This window comes from Pseudomonas sp. R19M (assembly GCF_050312585.1).
In the GTDB taxonomy this organism is placed as follows: Bacteria; Pseudomonadota; Gammaproteobacteria; order Pseudomonadales; family Pseudomonadaceae; genus Aquipseudomonas; species Aquipseudomonas palleroniana.
In genome coordinates, this window is sequence record NZ_JBNPJV010000046.1 from 13,246 (window position 1) to 34,650 (window position 21,405).

Sequence of the window (21,405 nt, forward strand, 5' to 3'; positions counted from 1 at the left end):
ATGATGTCGGCAGTCTAGGGCAGGCAAATCAAATTGCCACTACCGAAAACGGATAAATCTGAATTTATTGTAGGGCGCTACCGACGTCTTCGCAGGCGTACGTTATGATTGCGACCCTCCAAGGACTCAGGATCAAAGGACACGTCATGCGCATCGGTTTTCTGCCTCCTCTGGGTCTGGCGTTGCTCGCCGGCCTTTCCTTCCAAGCCCAGGCCAGCGGCGATGATTCGTGCTACCCCGACTGGCGGGTATCACGCGACAGCCTTGAAGGCTGCAGCAACCTGCCCTTCCTGAGCCCGGGCAATGACAGCCGGGTCAACCTGCGCCTGTTACTGGCAGATAAACAGGCGATGCCGCTGAAACCCAACGCACTGAATGACACCGACCTGGAGCAAGGCTTCGGTCCGGTGCCGTTCCCGGTGTATCGCCTGACGTCCAATGACACCCCGCCCGCAGAAGCAGACGACTCCTCGGCCCCCGGGCTTGACGAACTGCTGGCGCCATTGGGCATCCAGCGCGGCGATAGCAAGGCCGCCGGCCAAGCCTTCCTCAGCGGTGAAGGCAGCCGTTGCCGCAGCAATGATGACGACAGCGCCGCGGCGTTTATCGGCCAAGTCGTCAAGGCCGACATGCCGGCGGCCGAGCGCGACGTGCTGGTCAAAGCCCGTGTGCAGTTGCTCGCCACCTGCGATTGGAATGGCCAGGTCGTGGAGCCGCAACAGATTCAGTCGCCCGAAGGCCAACTGCTGCGTACCTATCTGCAAGCAGCCGCCGACTTCTACAGCGGGCGCTTCAGCGACGCCGAACGCGGTTTTGCCGCTGCCAGCAGCAGCACCTTGCCCTGGCTGAAAGAAACCGCGCTGTACATGACCGCCCGCACATCGCTGAACCAGGCACAGGCCGAGGCCTTCGACGAATACGGCATGCCGAAGCTCGAACGTGTGGACAAGTCGGCCCTGAGCAACGCCGAAGAGGGCTTCCTCGGTTACCTGAAAACTTATCCACAGGGCGCTTACGCCACCTCGGCCCGTGGCCTGCTGCGCCGGGTGTACTGGCTGGCGGATGATACCGACAAACTGGCCGAGGCCTATGCGTGGCAACTGACCCAGGCGACGGATACACAGCGCAACGCGTCGCTGGAAGAACTGGTGGAAGAAGCCGACCTCAAACTGTTGATGGTCAATCGCAGCACCGTGCAAAACCCCATGATTCAGTTGGTCACCGACCTGATGGCGATGCGCGCCCATACCCCGCCGGAACTGACTCGCGAAGAGCTCGACGGGCAGAAAGGCGTGTTTGCCAATGAGCCGGCTCAGTTCGACTACGTACAGGCGGCCTACGCGCTGTACGTCGAGCATCAGCCCGACAACGCCTTGAAGCTGTTGCCCAAGGAAGTGCCGTCGAGCCTGGATTATTTCGCCTTCAGCCAACAGACCTTGCGCGCATTGGCCCTGGAGGAGAAAAAAGACTGGAAAGCCGCCGAGTCGCTGTGGCTGCAATTGCTCCCGCTAGCCAAGCTGCCACTGCAACGTGACCAGCTGGAATTGGCCCTGGCCATGAACTACGAACGCAGCGGCCAATTGGCCAAGGTGTTTGCCGCCGACTCGCCGATCAGCGCCCAGCAAGTGCGTTATATCCTGCTGCGCAACGTGGCCGGGCCAGACCTGCTGCGCCAACAACTGGCCAAGGCCAGTGACCCCGTTGAGCGCAACACCGCGCAATTCGTGCTGCTTTATAAAGACCTGTTGCACAGCCAGTTCGCCGACTTCGCCGCCGACTTCAAGCAACTGCCGGCCCCGGCGCCCGAAGACAAGCTGGGCACCAGCCTGGGCTACGTCTATACCTCAGGCCAGAGCCTGAACATGTTCCAGTGGAACGGGGACAAAGCCGAATCCGGCTATGCGTGCCCGAGCATCGCGCAAACCGCAGCAACCTTGCAAAACGACGCGAAGAACCCGCAGGGCCTGAATTGCTTCGGCGAGTTCATCCTGCGTAACGGCCTGGACGGCATGCCGCTGGAACAAGCCCGCGCCGCCGGCAGCCTGGGCAGTACGGCGTCGGACTTCAAAGGTGAAACCTTCTCGCGGCTCGACGGCTACAAACTCGTCATCGCCAACGCCAAGGCTCCGAAGAACGACAAGGCCTATGCCCTGTTCCGCGCCATCAACTGCTATGCGCCGTCAGGCTATAACAGCTGCGGTGGCAATGAAGTTGAACCGGCCGTGCGCAAGGCGTGGTTCCGCCAGCTCAAAACCAGCTTTGCCGACACCGAGTGGGGCAAGTCTCTGCAGTACTACTGGTGAAGCACCTGTGGCTCGGCTTGCTGCTGTTGGCAAGCCCGGCCTTTGGCGCTGTTGACGCCCGCGACTATGACGCCTTCTGGCTATGGAGCGGCGTCACGCCGCAGCCGGTGCTCAAGCAGGCCAAAACCCTGTACATCCTGCAGGGCCAGATCAACTCCACCCGCCGTGCGCCCCAGCGCGGCGTGCAATTGATCGCCCAGGGCATCAGCGTACCGCGCCTCACCCAAGGCGAGGTCTGGGTGGTCTACCGTGCCCACACCTTGCATTGGCCGGAGCAGATCTACACCCAAGTGTTCGGCCAGGTGCAACGCTGGCGCGACGCCGGCAACCCGGTGGTCGGGATCCAGATCGACTTCGACGCCCGCACCCAATACCTGCACGAATACGCAGCCTTCCTGCGCGACCTGCGCCAACGCCTGCCCGCCGACCTGCGCCTGAGCATCACCGGCCTGATGGACTGGAGCAGCAACGCCGACCCGGCGGCCATCGCCCAGCTCAAGGGCGTGGTGGATGAGGTCGTGGTGCAGACCTATCAGGGCCGCCACAGCATCCCGGATTACGCGGCGTACTTACCTCGGATGAATCGATTGGGATTGCCGTTCAAGGTGGGGCTGATTCAAGGCGGGGAATGGGAAGCACCGGGGTATTTGCAAGGGAATGAGTGGTTTCGAGGGTATGTGGTGTTTTTGCAGAATTGACAAATTTCTTGACATGGGTGCCGTAGACATGAAAGTTTTTGTCCACAGTCCATGGACGGTGGACACTGGAATGCGAGCATGAATGAAAAGTCAAGACATTGTAATACTCTTCAAGCTGATCAGTCTGGACCTGCAGGCCAGAGGCGAGAGAGTCAAGAAGCGAGAGTTCACGCTCAAACGCGACTTTGAGGAAGCGATGCTGCTTGCACCGGAGGCATCCCCAGACTACTTGGATCACGTTCTCAATCTGCGCCTTACAGGAAATAGTGAGAAAATCGAACTTTCACCTGTAGAGAAATGGGAAGGATGGGAGGACAGCGAAGACGCCACCACTCCACCCAACCTTGAAAGCTATTCAGTCAGGGCCTTGTCGGCTTCCCTCGCACTGAGCAAGAGCGAAGTATCCAACTCGCTTAATCGCTGCCGGGAGATTGGTCTTATCTTCACCGACTTATCGAGTGGAAAACCAACCGTCAGAAACACCGCTCTACTGGACTTCGTAAAATATGCAATTCGCTACGTATTTCCCGCCAAGCCAGGTCCTATCGTACGCGGCATTCCAACCGCATTTGCCGCCCCAATAATGGCAGGCAAGGTCATGAGTGGTGGTGATCTCATCCCCGTCTGGCCCGACGCCAACGGGAAGAGGAAAGGGCAGCAAGTGCTGCCTTTATTCAAAACCGTACCGGTAGCAGTCAAAAAAGATGAATTGCTCTATCACTTCCTTGCACTAGTGGACGCCATTCGCATCGGTGGTCCTCGTGAAACCAAAATCGCTGACGCCATGCTACGGGAGTGGATCTTGTGACATCGAACCGGGAAATGATGTTGCAAATGCTTGAAGAAGTCGCCGATGCGCTGGGCAGTGACCTACGCGAGCATGTAGCGTTTGTCGGTGGATGTACAACCATCTTGCTTATCACTGACGAATACACCTTAGAGTCGATTCGCGGCACGGATGATGTTGACCTAGTCATTCATCTGACTGGCACCGCCGACTGGTATCGCCTGGAAGAAAATTTGAAACCCCGAGGCTTCAAAAATACCGGCCAGGACTCCGTCACCTGCCGCCTGAGGCTAGGTCATCTGAAGGTCGACTTCATGCCAACGGATGAAAAGGTACTGGGCTTTTCCAATAGCTGGTTTGTCGGCGGATTAGAAAATGCCGTCGACTACAAACTCCCCAGCGGAACACTCATCAAGACATTTGCCGCTCCGTGGTTTCTCGCCGCAAAACTACAGGCATATCAAGGACGAGGTCGGGGTGACATGCTGATGTCCAATGATATTGAAGACATCGTCGCGTTACTGGACGGTCGGGAAGAACTCATTCAAGAAGTGGCGCAAGCACCGATCGAACTGCGCCGTTTTGTAAGCGAGCAGTTTGAGGCGTTTCTGAAGTTACCCGCATTTCAGGACGTGATCCAAAGCACCGCTCAGGACTCTGATCGCGAGGCGTTGCTTCTCGAACGATTAACGACCCTGGTTGGATTCGGAGTGCCTACTTGATCCGGTACTTGAGCCTCAGCCGTCAAGGTGCTGACAGAGCCGAAAACTGCGATGTCAGCGGCTCAGCACAGAACTCGGACGCTTATCTCTACGTGATCGCCGATGGCTCCTCTAAGCCGAACAGTGGCGAATTGGCGAGAACACTGACCCGCTACCTTCTTGAGTCCTTTACCCGTGCAGCGCCCTCCATCGCATCATGTCCTGACAAGGCAATGCGGTTGGCACTTACCTTACTCGACGACGTGCATTCAAACCTTTCCGCAGACTTTCCATTTGCCTCCACCAGTTACCTGACGCTACTGGTAGTGGGGCAAACGGCCGTTTCCATTCACGCAGGGGACTGCTGCATAGGCTACTTGGACGACGATCAGCGGGTGAACTGGCTCAATGCTCCCCACTGTGGTCCCAACTGGAGAGGTGATTTGAGCCACTCAGCCATCGCCAGCAACCCCGCGCGCAAAACCCTGCTCAACTGCATGAGCCACCGTCGTGCGCATGAGCCTCACATTCAAACCCTGCAGATCATCAAAGACACAACATGGATACTGGCAACCGATGGGTTCTGGGCAGAGCTGTCAGTCGAAAACCAGATCAAGGCTATCGCTGAGCAGACCCTTGATGGGCACTCAACCGAAGATGACGCCACCTTTATGTTATTGCGGACCTAGCACACGTCTACCAGTCGTAGGTCAGGCTCGACACCACCGTGCGCCCTTCACCGTAATAGCAATCCAGGTCACCGGTGCACTGCGACACGTAGGTCTTGTTGGTGAGGTTCTGCACGTTCATCGCCAGTTTCACGCCTTTGAGTTGCAGCGGTGACTGACCCAAGTCGTAGCTCAGGCTGGCGTCGTAGACACTGTATGATTCAGCGCTTCGCGGTTTGCAGCGGGTACACCGATTCCCAACCACCGCCCAAGGCTTTGTACAAGCCAACCATCGCCAGCGACACGCCGGTGGAGCTTTCCACCCATTGCTCCTGCGTCGCCAACAAAGCGCTTTGCACGGTGAGCACGTTGACGAAATCCACCACGCCTTCAACGTACTGCTGCTGTGCCGTGGTCAGTGCGATCTGGTTCTGGCGCACGGCTTCGGCAAGGCTGTCGCGTCGCAATTGGCTGGCGTTGTAGCGAGTCAACTGGTCGTCGATTTCGTGCCAGGCCCGCAGCACGGTTTGCTGATACGCCAGCGCCGCTTCCTGCTGCTGGGCTTCGCGCAAATTCAACATGCCTTGCAGGCGCCCGCCATTGAACAGCGGCAAGCTCAATTGCGGACCGAAGGCAAACGCGCGAGAGCCCCAGGAGCCGAAATCGGCGAGTTGCATGGCCTGCGACCCGAGACTGCCGGACAGGGTGATGCGCGGGTAGAAGTCGCCCTTGGCCACACCGATGTTGGCGGTGGCTGCATGCAACCGGGCCTCGGCCTGACGAATATCGGGGCGACGCTCCGCGAGTTCCGACGGCAGGCCTATAGCGACCTGGCGCTGGGTTTGTGGCACGGCGGCGTCCTTGGACAATTGCGCATGCAGCGCCTGTGGCGGCTCGCCCATCAGCAGGCTCAGGGCGTTGATCATCTGGTCCTGGCGTTGCTGCAACTCCGGCAGGCGCGCTTCGATGGCCGCTACCTGGGCAGCGGCTTCGGCGACGTCCAGGTCCGTGGCCACACCATCGGCCAGGCGCAATTGCGAGAGCTTGAGGCTGTGGCGAGCGACGTCGAGGTTTTGCTCGGTGACGGCGCGGGTGTTCTGTACGCCACGCAGTTGGATGTAGTCCTGAGCGGTCTCGGCAAGCACCGAGAGCAGCACGGCGCGGCGGTCGTCTTCAGCGACTTGCAGCGTAGCGTCGGCAGCTTCGGTTTCGCGTTTGACCCGGCCCCAGAAGTCCAGCTCCCAAGCGGCGGAGAAGCCCGCATCCCACTGGTTGAAGGCTGCGCGACCGTTCTCGCCGGACGGGTCACTCAAGCCTTTGCCACTGTTGCGTTTGCGCTGATAGCCACCCGCTGCAACGAGGTTGGGATAACGCTCAGCGGTGGTCACCTGGCGCACGGCGCGGCTTTGTTGCAGGCGGCTGCCGGCCAGTTTCAGGTCAAGGTTGTCGGTGAGCGCACGCCGGGTCAGCGCCGACAGTTGTGCGTCGTGAAACACGTCCCACCAGCGCTCCTGCAACGGGTCGGTCACTGCACGGCTGGCAGCCTGTCGCCCCTGGGGTTGGCTCCATTGCGTGACGTGTGGACCTTGGGGCCGTTGGAAGTCCGGGCCAACGGTACACGCGCTCAGGCTGATAAGGCTCAAGGTAAGCCAGGCCATCTGTCTCATTGCTGGGCCACCTCACGCGGCTGCGCGACTGCGTGTGTGTCGACGCTGGCTTCCACCGACATACCGACGCGCAGGCGCTCGGTCAGCGGCTGGTTGGGTTCGAGGACAATCTTTACCGGAATCCGCTGCACCACCTTGGTGAAGTTACCCGTGGCGTTATCCGGTTTGACCGAGGCAAAGGTCACCCCGGTGGCGGGCGCAAGGCTTTCCAGATGCCCCTTGAGCAACTCGCCGTCGAGGCTGTCGACACTGACCTGCACCGCCTGGCCAGCCTGCATATGCGACAGTTGCGTCTCTTGGAAATTGGCCACTACATAGGCCTCGGCCAACGGCACCACCGCCAGGATCTTGCTGCCCGGCGTCACATAAGCGCCCACCCGTACCGCACGCTCGCCGACCATGCCATCCACCGGCGCAACGATGCGGGTGTAGGACAGCTGGTAACTGGCCATTTCCAGCGCGGCCTGCGCACGCTTGAGTCCACCTTCGGCGGCATCACGCTGAGCGGTGAGAATCTCCACCTGCTTGCGCTCGGCCGCCAACACCGCCGTGGCTTTGGCCAGACGCGCGGTGGCCTGATCGATGCGGGTCTTGGCTTGCTGGGCGTTCTGCACCGTGCCTGCGCCGACACCAGCAAGGTGGTTGTAGCGATTCAACTCGTGTTCGGCGAAGGCCATTTCGGCGCGATCAGCCGCCACCGTAGCCTGGGCCTGGGCGATCACCGAGCTTTGGCGCTCCAGGGTCGCGTTGGCGTTTTTCAATTGGGCCCGGGCCACCAAGGTATCCGCATCAGCCGCTTGGGCGGCGGCGCGAAAATCGCGGTCGTCGATCAGCGCCAACAGTTGGCCGGCTTTGACGCGCTGGTTGTCTTCCACCAGCACTTCCTTGATGAAGCCCGCCACGCGCGGCGCAACCAAAGTGAAGTCGGCGGCGACGAAAGCGTCGTTGGTGGTCTGGCGCTTGTTGGCCAGAAGCTGCGGCACGGCCAGGTAAACCAGCACACCCACGGCGAACACCGCAATAACGGAGACGGCTATTTTGTCTTTGCGTTTCATGAGAAGTCCTTTGGGCTAGGTCGGTGCGCGAGGCGGAAAGATCCGCGTGGGCATCCAGAAAATCAGCAGGATCAACGCCACCGCGACCGCGGCCATGACGTAGTAGAGATCTGAAGACGTGAGCACCACGGCCTGTTCGTGCAGGCGCCGGGCCAGGCCCGGTGAGTCGCCGTCGGCCAGGGGCGAGTTGCCCAGGCTGTCTACCAACAGGGTCGAGTGAAAATGCAGGCGCTGTGTGGTCAAGGTATCCAGCACGGCGGTGGCGACCACGGCGGCGAGCCCCTTGATGGTGTTGAACCAGGCCGAAGCGTACGGCCCGTCCATCGGCTGGATGCTGCCGGTGGAAAGCATCAATAGCGGCAGCACCGCCATCGGCTGACCGAAGATTTGCAACAGGTACCAGCCATAGAAATCGTCACGAACCCACGCCGAGGTCAGGTGCGAACTGCCGACGCAACACAGCACCAACAGGCTCAAACCGACCCCCAGCACCCACCGGCAATCGACCCCGCGCAGGTTGCACAGCGCCGCCACCAACGGCAGCGCGATCAACTGCGGCAGTGCCATCAGCAGCATCACCGGCGCGGTTTGCAGTGGGCGATAACCCTGGACCTGGGCGAGAAAACTCGACGGGATAATGATCACCGACGTCAGCACCACCAGCACGCCAGCCAGCACGATCAGTGCAAACGCCAAGTTGCGCAGGCCGAGCATCTGCAACTTGAAAAACGGTACCGGGTGCGACCATTCATTGAGCATGAACAGCACCAGCAACAGACTGCCGCCACTCAACAGGAAGGTGATCAGGCCCGACTCGAACCAGTCCAGGCGATTGCCCTGCAACAGGCCGATCACCAGCATGCAGATCGCCGGGAACCCCAGCAGCAAGCCGCGCCAGTTGAACTGTTTGAAGCGCTCCAGGCGTAGCGGATCTTGCGGCAAGCCGTAGGCCACCGCGGCCATGGCCAACAGGCACGGTGCGACTATCTGCCAGAACGCCCATTGCCAGCCGACGTATTCGGTCCACAACGCCGCCAGTGGCGTACCCAGGCTCGGGCCGAAGGTGGCGGTAAGCGCATACCCGGCCAAGCCGTACAGCTTGACGTTGGCCGGCAGGAAGCGCAGCGCCACGGTCATCAACATCGGCGGCAGCGCGCCACCCGCCAGGCCTTGAACCGTGCGCAGCACCAGCAGGCTTTCGTAGTTCGGCGCGAACGGGCACAGGATGCCAAGCACCGTAAACAAACCGATCGCACACAGCGTGAAGCGGCGCAGGGAAAACGTCACCGAGCACCAAGGCGCAAAGGCCATCGCCGCCACGGAGGTCGCGGTGTAGGCGGCGACCAGCCAGGTGCCTTCGTCAAAGCCGAGGTATAGCGCACCCCGGATGTCGGCGAGGGCAACCTTGGTGACCATCTCGTTGAGACCAGATACGAGTACCGCCAGCAGCACGCCGACCAGGCCGATGATGATGCGCGGGCCGAACGCCGGTGGCGTAAGCGTGGTCGGTTTGGCTGCGGCCTGGAGAGCGGGGGCAGCGAGGGAAGTCATGAACAGGCAGCTCGGCATTAGAAATACCGGAGCAGTCTAATCAGGCAAATCCATGACAAAAAGTTACTTGTTGGAAGGTTATAAGTGCGTCAGACGCAATCCATGTGAGAGGGGGCTTGCTCCCGATGGGCCGCGCAGCGGCCTCAAAATTGGGACTGCTATGCAGTCCATCGGGAGCAAGCCCCCTCCCACAGAAGCCCCCTGCCACTGTTTTACCCCTCCCGCCTCAGGAATCAGGTCGGCTGGGCCTCCAGCCACGTGGCATGGCAACTCGCGCGCATGGTCTCGCGCAGCCATTTGTGGGCCGGGTCTTTGTCGAAGCGAGGGTGCCAGGATTGAGCCAAGACCAAGGTCGGCAGGGAGATCGGCAGCGGGAAAGCCCGCAACGGCAGGTTCAAGCGATTGGCGCTGTAGAGTGCTTCCTTCGGCACCGGCAGGATCAGGTCGGAATCGGGCAACATGAACATGGCCCCATGGAAACCCGGGGCGATCATTGACACGCGGCGTTCCAGGCCCTGCGCATTCAGCGCCGTATCAATCGGGCCACGGGAGATGCCGCGCCGCGAGATACTGATGTGGGAATAGCTGGCAAAGCGCGCAGCGGTGATCTCTTCGTCAAACAGCGGGTGACCTTCCCGCGCCAGGCCGATGAAGGTGGTGGAGAACAGGTTCTGCACTTTCACCTCAGGGCTGGCGGGCATGGTGTTGCTCACGCGCAGATCCAGCCGCCCCTCGCGTAGCGCTTCGTCGTCGGTGTCGCCCTCGGGCACAAAGCACAGCTCGCACAACGGCGCCATGCGTTCCATGGTGTCGAACAGCCGACCGCCATACACGCCGATAAAGAAGTCATTGGCACGCACGCTGAAACGGCGGCGCAAGGTGCTCAAATCCACTTGATCCGCCGAGCGGAATAGCAGCGCCGCCTGCTCCACCACGTTGCGCACCTGGCCTTGCAGCTCAATAGCCTTGGGCGTCGGCACCAGACCACGTCCGGCGCGCACCAGAATCGGGTCGCCCACGGCCTCGCGAATACGTGTCAGGGTACGACTCATGGCGGCGGGGCTGAGGTTCATCCTGCGAGCGGCACCCACTACGCTGCCCTCGTCGAGCAAGGCGTCGAGGGCGACCAGCAGGTTCATATCCGGTAGTTGCATGCCAAGCACTCGTGATCAGTGGGGAGTGAATGGGGTGCAATCCTAGCAGGGTCAGGAGCGCTGCATGCCCCAACGCTTCACCGTAAGCCGCTCGAAGGTGTTGAACACCAGGTTTTCCACCAACAGGCCGATCAAGATCACCACGGCCAACCCTGCAAACACCTTGTCGGTGTACAGCTCATTGCGGTTCTGGAAGATGTACCACCCCAACCCGCCCTTGCCGCTGGTGGCGCCGAACACCAGCTCGGCGGCGATCAGGGTGCGCCAGGCAAATGCCCAGCCGATCTTCAGGCCGGCCAGGATCGAAGGCAGCGCCGCCGGGATCAGGATGAACAGCACGAAGCGCATGCCCTTGAGCCCATAGTTGCGTCCAGCCATGCGCAGGGTCTCGGAGACACCGAGAAAACCGGAGTAGGTGTTCAGCGCCAAGGCCCACAACACCGAATGCACCAGCACGAAAATCAAGCTGTTCTGCCCCAGGCCGAACCACAGCAGCGCCAACGGCAACAGCGCAATCGCCGGCAGCGGGTTGAACATCGAGGTCAGCGTGCTCAGCAGGTCGCGACCCAGCTGGGTCGACACCGCCAGCGTGGTCAGGGCAAACGCCAGTACGATGCCGATCAGGTAACCCTTGATCAACACCGCCAGCGAGATGCTGACCTTACTCAGCAGTTCGCCGCTGAGCAGGCCGTCGAACAGCGCCTGAGCCGTCTGCAGAACGCTGGGCAGTAACAGGTCGTTGTTTTGATAACGCGCGACAGCTTCCCAGAGGATCGCCAGCACGACCAGGATCAAGCCTTTGCGCAGCCAGCCTTGTTGCCACAGGCGTTGCCGCAACGGCAGCTCGCGCTCCACGGGAACGCTGAGCAGCGGTTCGAGGTTGATTTCAAATTCCTGACGCATGTGCAGCCCCTTTCAGTAAGCGATGCGGATATCGGCGAAACCCAACTCGCGCTCGGCTTCAGGCGCTTCGTCGAACAGCAGGCGATGAATGCGCTGCGCCGATGCCTGGAATTCCACACCGCCAAGGCTGTGCAGGTCGTATTGATGGCTGTGGACTTCAGCACGCACCCGCCCGGGGTGGGGCGACAGCAACAGAATGCGATTGCCCACCACCAAGGCTTCTTCGATGGAGTGCGTTACGAACAGCAGGGTAAAGCGCACTTCTTCCCACAGCCGCAGCAGCTCTTCCTGCATCTTGCGGCGGGTCAGGGCATCGAGGGCGGCAAAGGGTTCGTCCATCAGCAGGATTTTCGGCTGCATGGCCAAGGCGCGAGCAATGGCCACGCGGGCTTTCATGCCACCGGACAGGGTGTGCGGATAAGCCTCGGCGAACGCACTGAGGCCGACTTTGTCGAGGTAGTGCAGCGCCCGTTCTTCGGCTTCGCGACGCTTCAGGGTTTTAGACGCCAGCAAGGGGAACATCACGTTCTGCTTGACGGTTTTCCAGGGCGGCAGTTGGTCGAACTCCTGGAACACCACGATACGGTCCGGGCCTGGTTGTTCGACTTTTTGCCCCAGCAGGCGGATCTCGCCTTCACAGGGTTTGATAAACCCGGCGATGGACTTGAGCAACGTGGATTTGCCGCAGCCCGATGGGCCGAGCAACACGTAGCGGTCGGCCGGATCAATCTCGAAACTGACTTGGTGAGTGGCGCGCACCACACGCTCGGGCGTGCGGTATTCGAGGCTGACGTTGTCCACCGCCAACAACGGTTGAGCCGTATTCAGAGTGCTGGCCGCGTGGCCTTGCAGGGGCGCGTTCATTTCATCTCTCTTGCCGGGAATAGGATTCAGAACGGCGCATCGCCCTGGATAGTGGTGCGAAACAGCTTGCGCCGCAGGTGGCTCGGGCAGCCGGCGGCGAGGTGAATCAACGAGCGGTTGTCCCAGAACACCATGTCGTGGGGCTGCCACTGGTGACGGTAGATGTTTTGCGGCAGCACGCTGTGGGCGTACAACTGGGCCAGCAGATCGCGGCTTTCGTCTTCCGGCAGGCCGACAATGCGCGTGGTGAAGCCTTCGCTGACAAACAACGCCTTGCGCCCGGTTTCCGGGTGGGTGCGCACAATGGGGTGCACTACTTCGGCGACCTGAGCGAGTTGCTCGGGGGTCAGGGTCGGACGCCAGTTGCCCTCGAATTTGGTCTCGCTGTAACGCGCCGTGTATGAGTGAGCGGCGCTGCGGCCTTCCACCGCTTTGCGCAAATGTTCAGGCAGTTGGTCCCAGGCTTTGTGCATGTCGGCAAACAGCGTGTCGCCGCCTTCGGACGGCAACTCCTGGGCGTGCAGCATCGAACCCAGGCTAGGCAGTTCCTTGTACGACAGGTCCGAATGCCAGAACTTACCCGCATCGCCCAGGCCGATGGATTGGCCGTTTTCGATGATGTTGGAAACGATCAGGATTTCCGGGTGATTGGCCAGCAGGAACTGTTTGAGCACATGGATCTGCAGCACACCGAAACGGCGGCTGAAGGCGATCTGTTGTTCGGGGGTGATGCGTTGGTCACGGAACACGACGACATGATGGTCCAGGTGCGCGCGGTGGATGCGGGCGAAGTCCTGGTCGTTGACCGGGCGCGACAAGTCCAGGCCGATGATCTCGGCGCCGACGCTGCCAGGGAGTGGGCGGATCTCGAAGAGCTGGGCGGTTGAGGTCGCTGTTGGAACAGTAGAGGTGGCGGACATGTGGGCACTCCCGGTCGGACTGGGGAGTGACTTTATAGATATAAGAACTGGCGATTAAATACCGTTAAAGAATATCTATATGCATTAGGTGCGGGGATGTGTGGGGAGGCTGATGGCCCTATCGGGAGCAAGCCCCCTCCCACACTTGACCGAGTTCCAGCATAGGAATGCGGTTTAGTGTGGGAGGGGGCTTGCTCCCGATGAGGCTCATTCAGGCGCTACAAGTCAACGCTCGTGCAACGCCTCGGCCCGCGCCTTGATGATCGGCTTGAGCAGGTAGCTCAGGATGCTCTTCTTGCCGGTGATGATGTCCACCGACGCGACCATGCCCGGGATGATCAACAACGGCTTCTCATCGGTACCCAAGTGGCTGCGGTCGGTGCGCAGGGTGATCATGTAGTAGGTGGTTTTCTTGTCTTCATCGGTGATGGTGTCGGCACCGATACGTTCGAGCTTGGCTTTCAGGCCACCGTAGATGGTGTAGTCATAGGCGGTGAATTTGACGATCGCTTCCTGCCCCGGGTGCAGGAAGGCGATGTCTTGCGGGCGGATCTTGGCTTCCACCAGCAGCGTGTCGTTCAGCGGCACGATCTCCACCATGTCGCTGCCCGGCTGGATCACGCCGCCGACGGTGTTGACCAGCAATTGCTTGACGATCCCGCGCACGGGCGAGGTGACCAGGGTGCGGCTGACCCGGTCTTCCAGGGCGCGGCCGGTGGACTCGGCCTTGTTCAGTTCGGTGCGGGCTTCGTTGAGCTGGGTCAGCGCTTCGCTGCGGAACTTGCCACGGGTTTCGTCGATCTTGCGTTGTACTTCCTTGATCGCCGATTCGGCCCGGGGAATCGCCAGGGTAGTGGCGTCCAACTGGCCGCGGGTTTCCATCTCGGCACGCTTGAGGCGCAACACTTCCACCGGCGACACCGCACCCTGGGCCACCAGCGGTTCGGACATGTTGATTTCCTGGCGTTGCAGGGACAACTGGCTGCGGTACTGGCTTTGTTTGGAGGTGAATTCACGCAGTTCCTGCTGGCGTTGCACCAGTTGTTCCTGCAAGCCGCCGACTTCGTCCTTCAACTGCTGGCGGCGGCTGTCATACAACGAGCGCTCACTGGCAGCCTGGTTGGGCGCGGCCTTGAGCACATCGTCGGGGATGTTCAGCGGGCGGTCATCCACCTGGGCACTCAGGCGCTCGACGCGCAGTTGCATGGCCAGGCGCAGGGCTTCGGTTTCACCGGCATTGGAAACAAAACGCGTGTCATCGAGGCGAATCAACGGCGCGCCGGCTTCCACCACCTGGCCTTCCTTGACGTACAACTCGGAGACGATACCGCCTTCCAGGTTCTGGATTTTCTGCAACTTGGACGAGGGGATTGCCTTGCCGTCGCCACGGGTGACTTCGTCGATGCTGGAGAAGCCTGCCCACGTCACCAGAAAGATGAAGAACGCGATGATCGCCCAGATGGTCAGGCGGATAACCCGCGGCGCATCTTCGACCAGTGCTTTGTTGACTTCGGGCAGGGGCTGACCCTGCAGCGAATCGGAACCTTTGAAATAGCGGCCAACCGCGCTTTTGATGGAGTTAAGCAACACTGATCTGCCCCTTTTTCAACGCTTCCATGACCACGGCTTTCGGGCCGTCTGCGAGGATCTGCCCACGGTCGACCACCAGCAGGCGATCCACCAGCGAGAGCAGTGAGGCACGGTGAGTGACCAGCACGATGGTCTTGTTTTGCACCACGGCTTGCAGGCGCTGTTTCAGGCGCTCTTCACCGGTGTTGTCCATGGCGCTGGTGGGTTCGTCCAGCAGCAGGATGGGCGGGTTGAGCAACAGTGCACGGGCCAGGGCAACGTTCTGGCGCTGGCCGCCGGAAAGGTTTTGCCCGCGCTCGCCGACTTGCAGCTCATAACCCTGCGGATGCAGGCGGGCGAATTCGTGCACGCCGGCCAGTTCGGCGGCCTGCAGGACCATTTCGTCTTCGACATAGCGTGCACCGCACACCAGGTTGTCGCGCAGCGTACCGGCGAGCAGTTGGATGTCCTGGGCCACGTAACCGATGTTGTGGCGCAGTTCGCTGACGTCGATCTGGCGCACATCCACACCATCCACCAGCAAGGCGCCGGAGTCCGGCTGATAAAGGCCGACGATCAGTTTGGCCAGGGAGCTTTTGCCCGAGCCGCTGCGGCCGATGATGCCGATTTTCTCGCCGGGCTTGATCACCAGATTGATGTTTTTCAGCGCGGCGTTCTGTTGATTCGGGTAAGTAAAATTAAGGCCCCGGCATTCGATGGCGCCTTGCAGGGTACGGCGGCTCATGGGGCGCTCTTCGAAATTGCGCTCCTGGGGCAGCTCCATCATTTGGTCGGTCGACATCATGGTGACCTTGGCTTGCTGGTAACGGGTCAGCAGGCCCGACAGCGAAGCCAACGGGCTCAAGGCACGGCCGCTGAGCATGTAGCAGGCGATCAGGCCACCCATGCTGAGGTGACCGTCGATGATCTGGTACACACCGAACACGATCATGATCACGCCGGCCAGTTGCTGGATCAGCAGGGTCATGTTCATCGACAGGCCCGACAGCAACTTCACCCGCAGTTCAAGGCGGCTCAAGGTGCCGATGGTCTGTTCCCAACCGTACTGGCGCTCGCTCTCGGCGTTATTGACCTTGACTGCGTCCAGTCCGGCGAGGGTTTCGATCAGGCTCGACTGGCGCTCGGCGGCCAGGGCCATGGTGCGCTCCATGGTCGCGACGAGCGGTTTCTGCAGGGCATAGCCGATGCCCAGGGCAATCGGGAACGCCAGCACCGGAATCCACACCAGGTGCCCGCCGAGAATCGCGATGACCAGAAAGATCAGCAGAGTGAAGGGCAGGTCAATCAGGCTGGTGAGGGTCAACGAAGCGAGGAAATCGCGCAAGCTCTGAAACTCGTGGATGTTCTGCGCGAAGCTGCCGACCCGTGCCGGGCGGTACTTCATGGACATGCCGACAATGCGCTCGAACAGCGTGGCCGAGATAATCAGGTCGGTCTTTTTACCGGCCAGGTCCAGGCACAGGCTGCGCAGGCTTTTGAGGATCAGGTCGAACAGATAGGCACCGCAGATGCCCACTGCCAGCACCCACAGGGTGGCTGTGGCCTGGTTCGGCACCACGCGGTCGTACACGTTCATCACGAACAGCGGCGCGGCCATCGCAATGATGTTGATCAGGAAGCTGGCGGCAATGGCGTCGGTGTAGAGCCAGCGCGAACGCATCAGCGTGTCACGGAACCACGAACGCGCCCGAGGAATCAGGGTGCCGTGGTTGACGTCGAATTTGTGCTGCGGTTGGGCGAAGAAAACCTTGCCGGCATAGTCGCCGGCCAGTAGCTCGCGCTTGATGATGACTTCACCGCCATCGCTTTCGCTGAGCAGGATGCGGGCTTCGTCTTCGCCTTGCCAGCCCACCAGCACGGCACTGCGCCCCTCTTTGAGCAGCAGCAACGCCGGGAGGGCAATCGTTGGGATCTGTTCCAGCTTGCGTTGCAGCAACCGCCCCTGCAGGCCCGCCCGCGCGGCTGCACGGGGCAGCAACTCGGCACTCAACCGCTGCGAAGGCAGCGGCAGGCCGGTGGTGAGCATGGCCGCGCTGGCCGGTTTCTGGTGCAGGGCGCAGAGCGCAAGCAACCCGTCGAGTAACGGGTCGTCGTGCAGCGTGCGTGGATCATGGTTGAGATGAACTCGACTGACTTCGGATTCCACGCGGTGCACTCTCGACTAACAGATGGGGCTATGGGGACGGCTCAATTCATCCCAGGCAGTTGGACTTTAGGCTTCACGTCGGTCTGCACGACGGAGGCCATCGGTGGGACCACTCCCTGGCTCTTGAGCAATTCGCCCATGGTCGCCTTGATTCGATACTGAGTAAATAACTGAATGTTCTTGATCTCTTCCAGACGACGGGAAGCGGTGAATAATTCGTTCTCACTGTCGAGCAAATCGAGCAGGGTTCGTTGGCCGAGGCTAAACTGCTGCTGATAAGAGGTACGCACCCGGGTGCTGTGGTCAACGTACTGCTGGGCCACGGGCAGCTGCGCGTTGGCGTTGTTCAGGGCGTTCCAGGCCAGGCCCAGTTCTTCGTTGAGCTGGCGCAGGGCGTTGTTGCGGATATCCAGGGCCTGGTTGGCCTGGTACGACTTGGATTGCAGGTCAGCCTTGTTGCTGCCGCCGGCAAACAGGTTGAAGCGCATGCGCACCATGGCTTCCCAACCGTTGTTGTGGCTGGCGTCACCCGAGACGTTGTTGTCGGCGTTGGTGCCAAGTTCGGCGTCAAAGCGCGGGTAGAAGGTGGACTTGGCGGCTTCGTACTGCTTCTCGGCGGCGGAGATATCCGACTCGGCCGAACGCAGCACCGGGCTGTTGTCGAGCATCTGGCGGCGTGCCTCATTCAGGTCTGCCGGCAGCATGGCCATGAACGGTGCCGGACGCTCCAGTTGGTCGGGCATCTGGCCAACGGCACTGAGGTAGTTGACCTCGGAGTCGGCCAGGTTGGTCTGCTCGGTGATCAGGTTGTTGCGGGCCTGGGCCAGACGCGCTTCGGCCTGGTCCTGGTCGGCGCCGTTGCCGACGCCGCGCTGGGTACGCAGTTTGATCTGGTCGTAGATACGTTCGTGGTTGCGCAGGTTTTCTTCGGCCAGGCGCACGAACTCACGACGGGTCAGTACATCCAGGTACACCTGGGCAACGGTCAGGCCGGTGCGCTCGGAGGTGCCGAGCAAGGAGTAGGCGCGGGAGTTGACGTTGGCTTGCTGGCGACCGACTTCGCTGGAAGTGGCGAAGCCGTCAAAGATCATCTGTTGCAGGCGCAGGCTGGACTCGCCGCGGTTGAGGGTGTCCCAGTGGTTGCCGTTGGGGCCATTGGCGGCGCGAGTAGTGGAGTTATCGGTGCCTTCGCGGCCGTAACCGGCGTTCAGGTCGACCCGAGGCAGATAACCGCCCTGGGCTGCACGCAGTTGGTAATCGGCGGCGATACGGCTGTTCACACCGGCTTGAATTTCCGGGTGCACGTCCAAGGCCTGCTGCATGGCTTGGGGCAGTGTCTGGGCTTGTACGAAACTGGCGGCGAGAACGAACGGTATTGCCTTGAACAGGTGCAGACGCATTAAAAAATTCCCCAGGACTTCTTGTCTCAAATCACAGCGATTCAGGCCGCTGCGTCGGATAATGGCTACCGTAATGACCGTACGTCGGAAAGTTCAAAAAGCGGAACTGCTTCACACATGTAGGACGGTTCGCCGCATAAATATCAATGTGACATTACGGGGCCAATTGTTTAGGATGGCGGTCATAAGGTCAATAGTTTGGCATAAACTAGATCGCGAATAAATCTAGCCAAATATTTGACGAAACCATCTTTACAGACTACGCCCCTCCTGTTTGGCCCTCCCCCTCGAGCGGCCACATGGAAATCATCAGAAACGGATCGCCGGAGAAAATTTTAATGAGCAGTGTTGTTGCCATCGTCAAAAGCATTGTTGGTCAAGTTTTCGTTATTTCTCCGGAAGGAACGCGGCGTGTATTAGTAGAAGGTGACCGCCTGTTTGCGGGCGACCAGGTCGACACCGGCATGTCGGGCGCTGTGAGCCTGGAACTGGCCGACGGCCGCACGCTGGACCTGGGCCGGGAAACCCAATGGAGCGCCGACCTGCCGGACTCCACCGTCGATCTGGCAGCTGCCGCCGAGAACGCGGCGCCGTCGGTTGCCGAGCTGCAACAAGCCATTGTCGCGGGCGCGGACCCGACCACCGACCTGGAAGCCGCTGCCGCAGGCCCAGCCGCTGCCGGTAATGGCGCCGCAGGCGGTGGCCACAGCTTCGTCGTGCTGGACGCGACCGCCGGCCGCGTTGACCCGACCATCGGCTTCCCGACCGCGGGCCTGGGCCAGGCCAACGCGGCACTGACCCAGAACGTCGGCGCCCAGCCTGGCGGTAATAACGGTGGCCTGACTCTGCAAACCGCCACGCTGACATTGGGCGCCACGTCGACCATTACCGAAGCCGGTGGCGTACTGACCTACACCGCCACCGTGACCCAGGCACCGATCGGCAACCTCAACATCACGTTGTCCAACGGTGCAGTGATCACCATCCCGTCGGGCCAACTGACCGGCACCGTCAACGTGCCCCTGGCCCCGAACGACAGCCCGTACATCGACCCAAGCCAAATCAGCGTCAACGTCACCGGCACCACCGGCGGCAATAACCTGGTGCTGAACATCGATACCACGCCGGCAGTGACCCAGGTCACCGACACCATCGACACCACCACCATCGCCCTGACGGCAGGCTCGACGGTCACTGAAGGCGGCCAGATCACCTACACCGCCACGTTGACCAACCCAGCACAGACGCCAGTGACTGTCACTTTGAGCAACGGCTCGGTGATTACCATCAAGGCGGGAGAATCCACTGGCACTGTGGTTGTTGATACTCCAGCCAACGACGTCTACAACAACGGCTCGACTGTCAGCACTACGATTACCGGCGCGACCGGCGGCAACTTTGAAAACCTGGTACCGAGCACGACTCCGGCCGTTACCACGATTGTTGACTCCGTTGACACCACCACCGTCGCCCTGACGGCCGGCTCGACCGTGACCGAAGGCGGCCAGATCACTTACACCGCCACGCTGACCAACCCCGCGCAAACACCAGTGACTGTCACTTTGAGCAACGGCTCGGTGATTACCATCAAGGCGGGCGAGTCTACTGGCACTGTGGTTGTCGATACCCCGGCTAACGACGTCTACAACAACGGTTCTACCGTCAGCACTACTATTACCGGTGCGACCGGCGGCAATTTTGAGAATCTGGTGCCGAGCACGACTCCGGCCGTTACTACGATTACTGACTCAGTCGACACCACCACCGTCGCCCTGACGGCTGGCTCGACCGTGACCGAAGGCGGCCAGATCACTTACACCGCCACGCTGACCAACCCCGCGCAAACACCAGTGACTGTCACTTTGAGCAATGGCTCGGTGATTACTATCAAGGCTGGAGAATCCACTGGCACTGTGGTTGTCGATACCCCGGCCAACGACGTCTACAACAACGGTTCTACCGTCAGCACTACTATTACCGGCGCGACTGGCGGCAACTTTGAGAATCTGGTGCCGAGCACGACTCCGGCCGTTACCACGATTGTTGATTCGGTCGACACCACTAACGTTTCGCTGACCGCTACCGGAACGGTTGTCGAAGGCGGCCAGATCACCTACACCGCCACCTTGACCAACCCGGCGCAGACGCCAGTGACTGTCACTTTGAGCAATGGCTCGGTGATCACCATCAAGGCGGGCGAGTCCGTTGGCAGCGTGGTTGTCGACACCCCGCCGAATGATGTCTACGTCAATGGCAGCACCGTCAGCACCACCATTACCGGGGCGACCGGCGGCAATTTCGAGAGCCTGGTGCCGAATACGGCCCCGGCGGTCACCACGATTACGGACTCGATCGACACTACGACCGTGACGCTGACCGCGCCGACTGAGGCAAACGAAGGCGGACAGATTACCTACACCGCGACGCTTTCGAATAAAGCGGGCACTGACGTCACCCTGAAGTTGGATAACGGTTCGACCATTACCATCAAGGCTGGCGATACCGTCGGTACCGTGACCGTCCCAGCACCGAGCGATGACGTGTTCATCGACAAGAGCACCCAGACCGTCAAGATCACTGACGCCACAGGCGGTAACTTCGAGAAGCTGGAAGTTGCCGGTAACGGCGCCACAACGACCATCAATGACACCATCGACAAGGTCGATGTGGTCCTGACCGCCACCAACACCGTCGGCGAAGGCGGCAACATCGTCTACACCGCCAGCCTTGTGGATAAAAACGGCGCGGCAGTAACCAACATCACCAATCCGCTGACGGTCACCTTGGACAACGGCCAGACCATCACCATTGGTGTGAACCAGTCCAGCGGCAGCGTCACCGCCGTGGCGCCGAACGATGTTTACAACGGCGACCAGACCGTCACCACCGCGATCAAAACTGTGACCGGCGGCGAGCACTTCGAGAACCTGGTACCGGGTACTACGCCGGTAAATACCACCGTTACCGATACTCCGGGTACTGCAGATACCACCACCGT

General features: G+C 60.7%; 16 protein-coding genes and 1 pseudogene. 6 read left to right on the forward strand and 11 right to left on the reverse strand.

Annotated elements, in window-relative coordinates:
* Positions 1-146 precede the first annotated feature (146 nt).
* From ACQRBT_RS08465 to ACQRBT_RS08485, 5 genes are all read left to right on the forward strand, one after another.
* On the forward strand, positions 147-2,303 hold the full coding sequence (locus ACQRBT_RS08465) for an outer membrane assembly lipoprotein YfiO (protein WP_412047453.1): 2,157 nt from the start codon (positions 147-149) through the stop codon (positions 2,301-2,303).
* Positions 2,300-3,001 (forward strand): DUF3142 domain-containing protein, encoded by a 702-nt coding sequence (locus ACQRBT_RS08470; RefSeq protein WP_060755482.1) that lies wholly within the window; start codon positions 2,300-2,302, stop codon positions 2,999-3,001. The genes ACQRBT_RS08465 and ACQRBT_RS08470 overlap by 4 nt, the downstream gene beginning before the upstream one ends.
* A gap of 82 nt (positions 3,002-3,083) precedes the next feature.
* A complete protein-coding gene (locus tag ACQRBT_RS08475; protein ID WP_090367663.1) occupies positions 3,084-3,809 on the forward strand; it encodes a hypothetical protein in 726 nt (241 codons plus the stop codon).
* Positions 3,810-3,835: 26 nt separating this feature from the next.
* The gene (locus tag ACQRBT_RS08480; RefSeq protein ID WP_412047452.1) at positions 3,836-4,510 is read left to right on the forward strand and encodes a hypothetical protein; all 675 of its coding nucleotides are present in this window, start codon (positions 3,836-3,838) and stop codon (positions 4,508-4,510) included.
* An 8-nt stretch (positions 4,511-4,518) separates the two neighbouring features.
* Entirely contained in the window at positions 4,519-5,178 is a 660-nt protein-coding gene (locus ACQRBT_RS08485) for a protein phosphatase 2C domain-containing protein (RefSeq protein WP_234016596.1), read from the forward strand.
* Positions 5,179-5,185: 7 nt separating this feature from the next.
* On the opposite strand, the pseudogene ACQRBT_RS08490 reads toward ACQRBT_RS08485, so the two are convergent.
* The 11 genes and pseudogenes from ACQRBT_RS08490 to ACQRBT_RS08540 form a co-directional block, all read right to left on the reverse strand.
* Positions 5,186-5,386 (reverse strand): annotated as a pseudogene (locus ACQRBT_RS08490) (hypothetical protein); the annotation flags it as partial.
* On the reverse strand, positions 5,379-6,824 hold the full coding sequence (locus tag ACQRBT_RS08495; protein ID WP_412047451.1) for an efflux transporter outer membrane subunit: 1,446 nt from the start codon (positions 6,822-6,824) through the stop codon (positions 5,379-5,381). The pseudogene ACQRBT_RS08490 and the gene ACQRBT_RS08495, both read right to left, overlap by 8 nt.
* Positions 6,821-7,879 (reverse strand): HlyD family secretion protein, encoded by a 1,059-nt coding sequence (locus ACQRBT_RS08500; RefSeq protein WP_060755477.1) that lies wholly within the window; start codon positions 7,877-7,879, stop codon positions 6,821-6,823. The genes ACQRBT_RS08495 and ACQRBT_RS08500 overlap by 4 nt, the downstream gene beginning before the upstream one ends.
* A gap of 15 nt (positions 7,880-7,894) precedes the next feature.
* A complete protein-coding gene (locus ACQRBT_RS08505; protein WP_412047450.1) occupies positions 7,895-9,430 on the reverse strand; it encodes an MFS transporter in 1,536 nt (511 codons plus the stop codon).
* Between the two features lie 233 nt (positions 9,431-9,663).
* Positions 9,664-10,584, reverse strand: coding sequence for a LysR family transcriptional regulator (locus tag ACQRBT_RS08510; protein ID WP_060755475.1), 921 nt, complete (start codon positions 10,582-10,584; stop codon positions 9,664-9,666).
* Positions 10,585-10,635: 51 nt separating this feature from the next.
* On the reverse strand, positions 10,636-11,487 hold the full coding sequence (locus tag ACQRBT_RS08515; protein ID WP_060755474.1) for an ABC transporter permease: 852 nt from the start codon (positions 11,485-11,487) through the stop codon (positions 10,636-10,638).
* A gap of 12 nt (positions 11,488-11,499) precedes the next feature.
* Positions 11,500-12,351 (reverse strand): ABC transporter ATP-binding protein, encoded by an 852-nt coding sequence (locus ACQRBT_RS08520; protein ID WP_060755473.1) that lies wholly within the window; start codon positions 12,349-12,351, stop codon positions 11,500-11,502.
* 26 nt (positions 12,352-12,377) lie between these two features.
* Positions 12,378-13,271 carry a TauD/TfdA dioxygenase family protein gene (locus ACQRBT_RS08525; RefSeq protein ID WP_198762874.1) on the reverse strand — a complete coding sequence of 298 codons (894 nt, stop codon included), beginning with the start codon at positions 13,269-13,271 and terminating at the stop codon, positions 12,378-12,380.
* Positions 13,272-13,496: 225 nt separating this feature from the next.
* Positions 13,497-14,861: an HlyD family type I secretion periplasmic adaptor subunit gene (locus ACQRBT_RS08530; protein WP_060755471.1), complete on the reverse strand. Its 1,365-nt coding sequence runs from the start codon at positions 14,859-14,861 to the stop codon at positions 13,497-13,499.
* Complete coding sequence (locus ACQRBT_RS08535) at positions 14,851-17,007, reverse strand: type I secretion system permease/ATPase (protein ID WP_412047449.1); 2,157 nt, start codon at positions 17,005-17,007, stop codon at positions 14,851-14,853. Before ACQRBT_RS08535 ends, ACQRBT_RS08530 begins: the two co-directional genes overlap by 11 nt.
* Before the next feature lie 41 nt (positions 17,008-17,048).
* Entirely contained in the window at positions 17,049-18,407 is a 1,359-nt protein-coding gene (locus ACQRBT_RS08540; protein ID WP_412047448.1) for a TolC family outer membrane protein, read from the reverse strand.
* A gap of 338 nt (positions 18,408-18,745) precedes the next feature.
* On the opposite strand from ACQRBT_RS08540, the gene ACQRBT_RS08545 reads away from it, so the two are divergent.
* Positions 18,746-21,405: retention module-containing protein (locus tag ACQRBT_RS08545; RefSeq protein ID WP_427851672.1), on the forward strand; the 2,660-nt coding region annotated here is incomplete at its 3' end.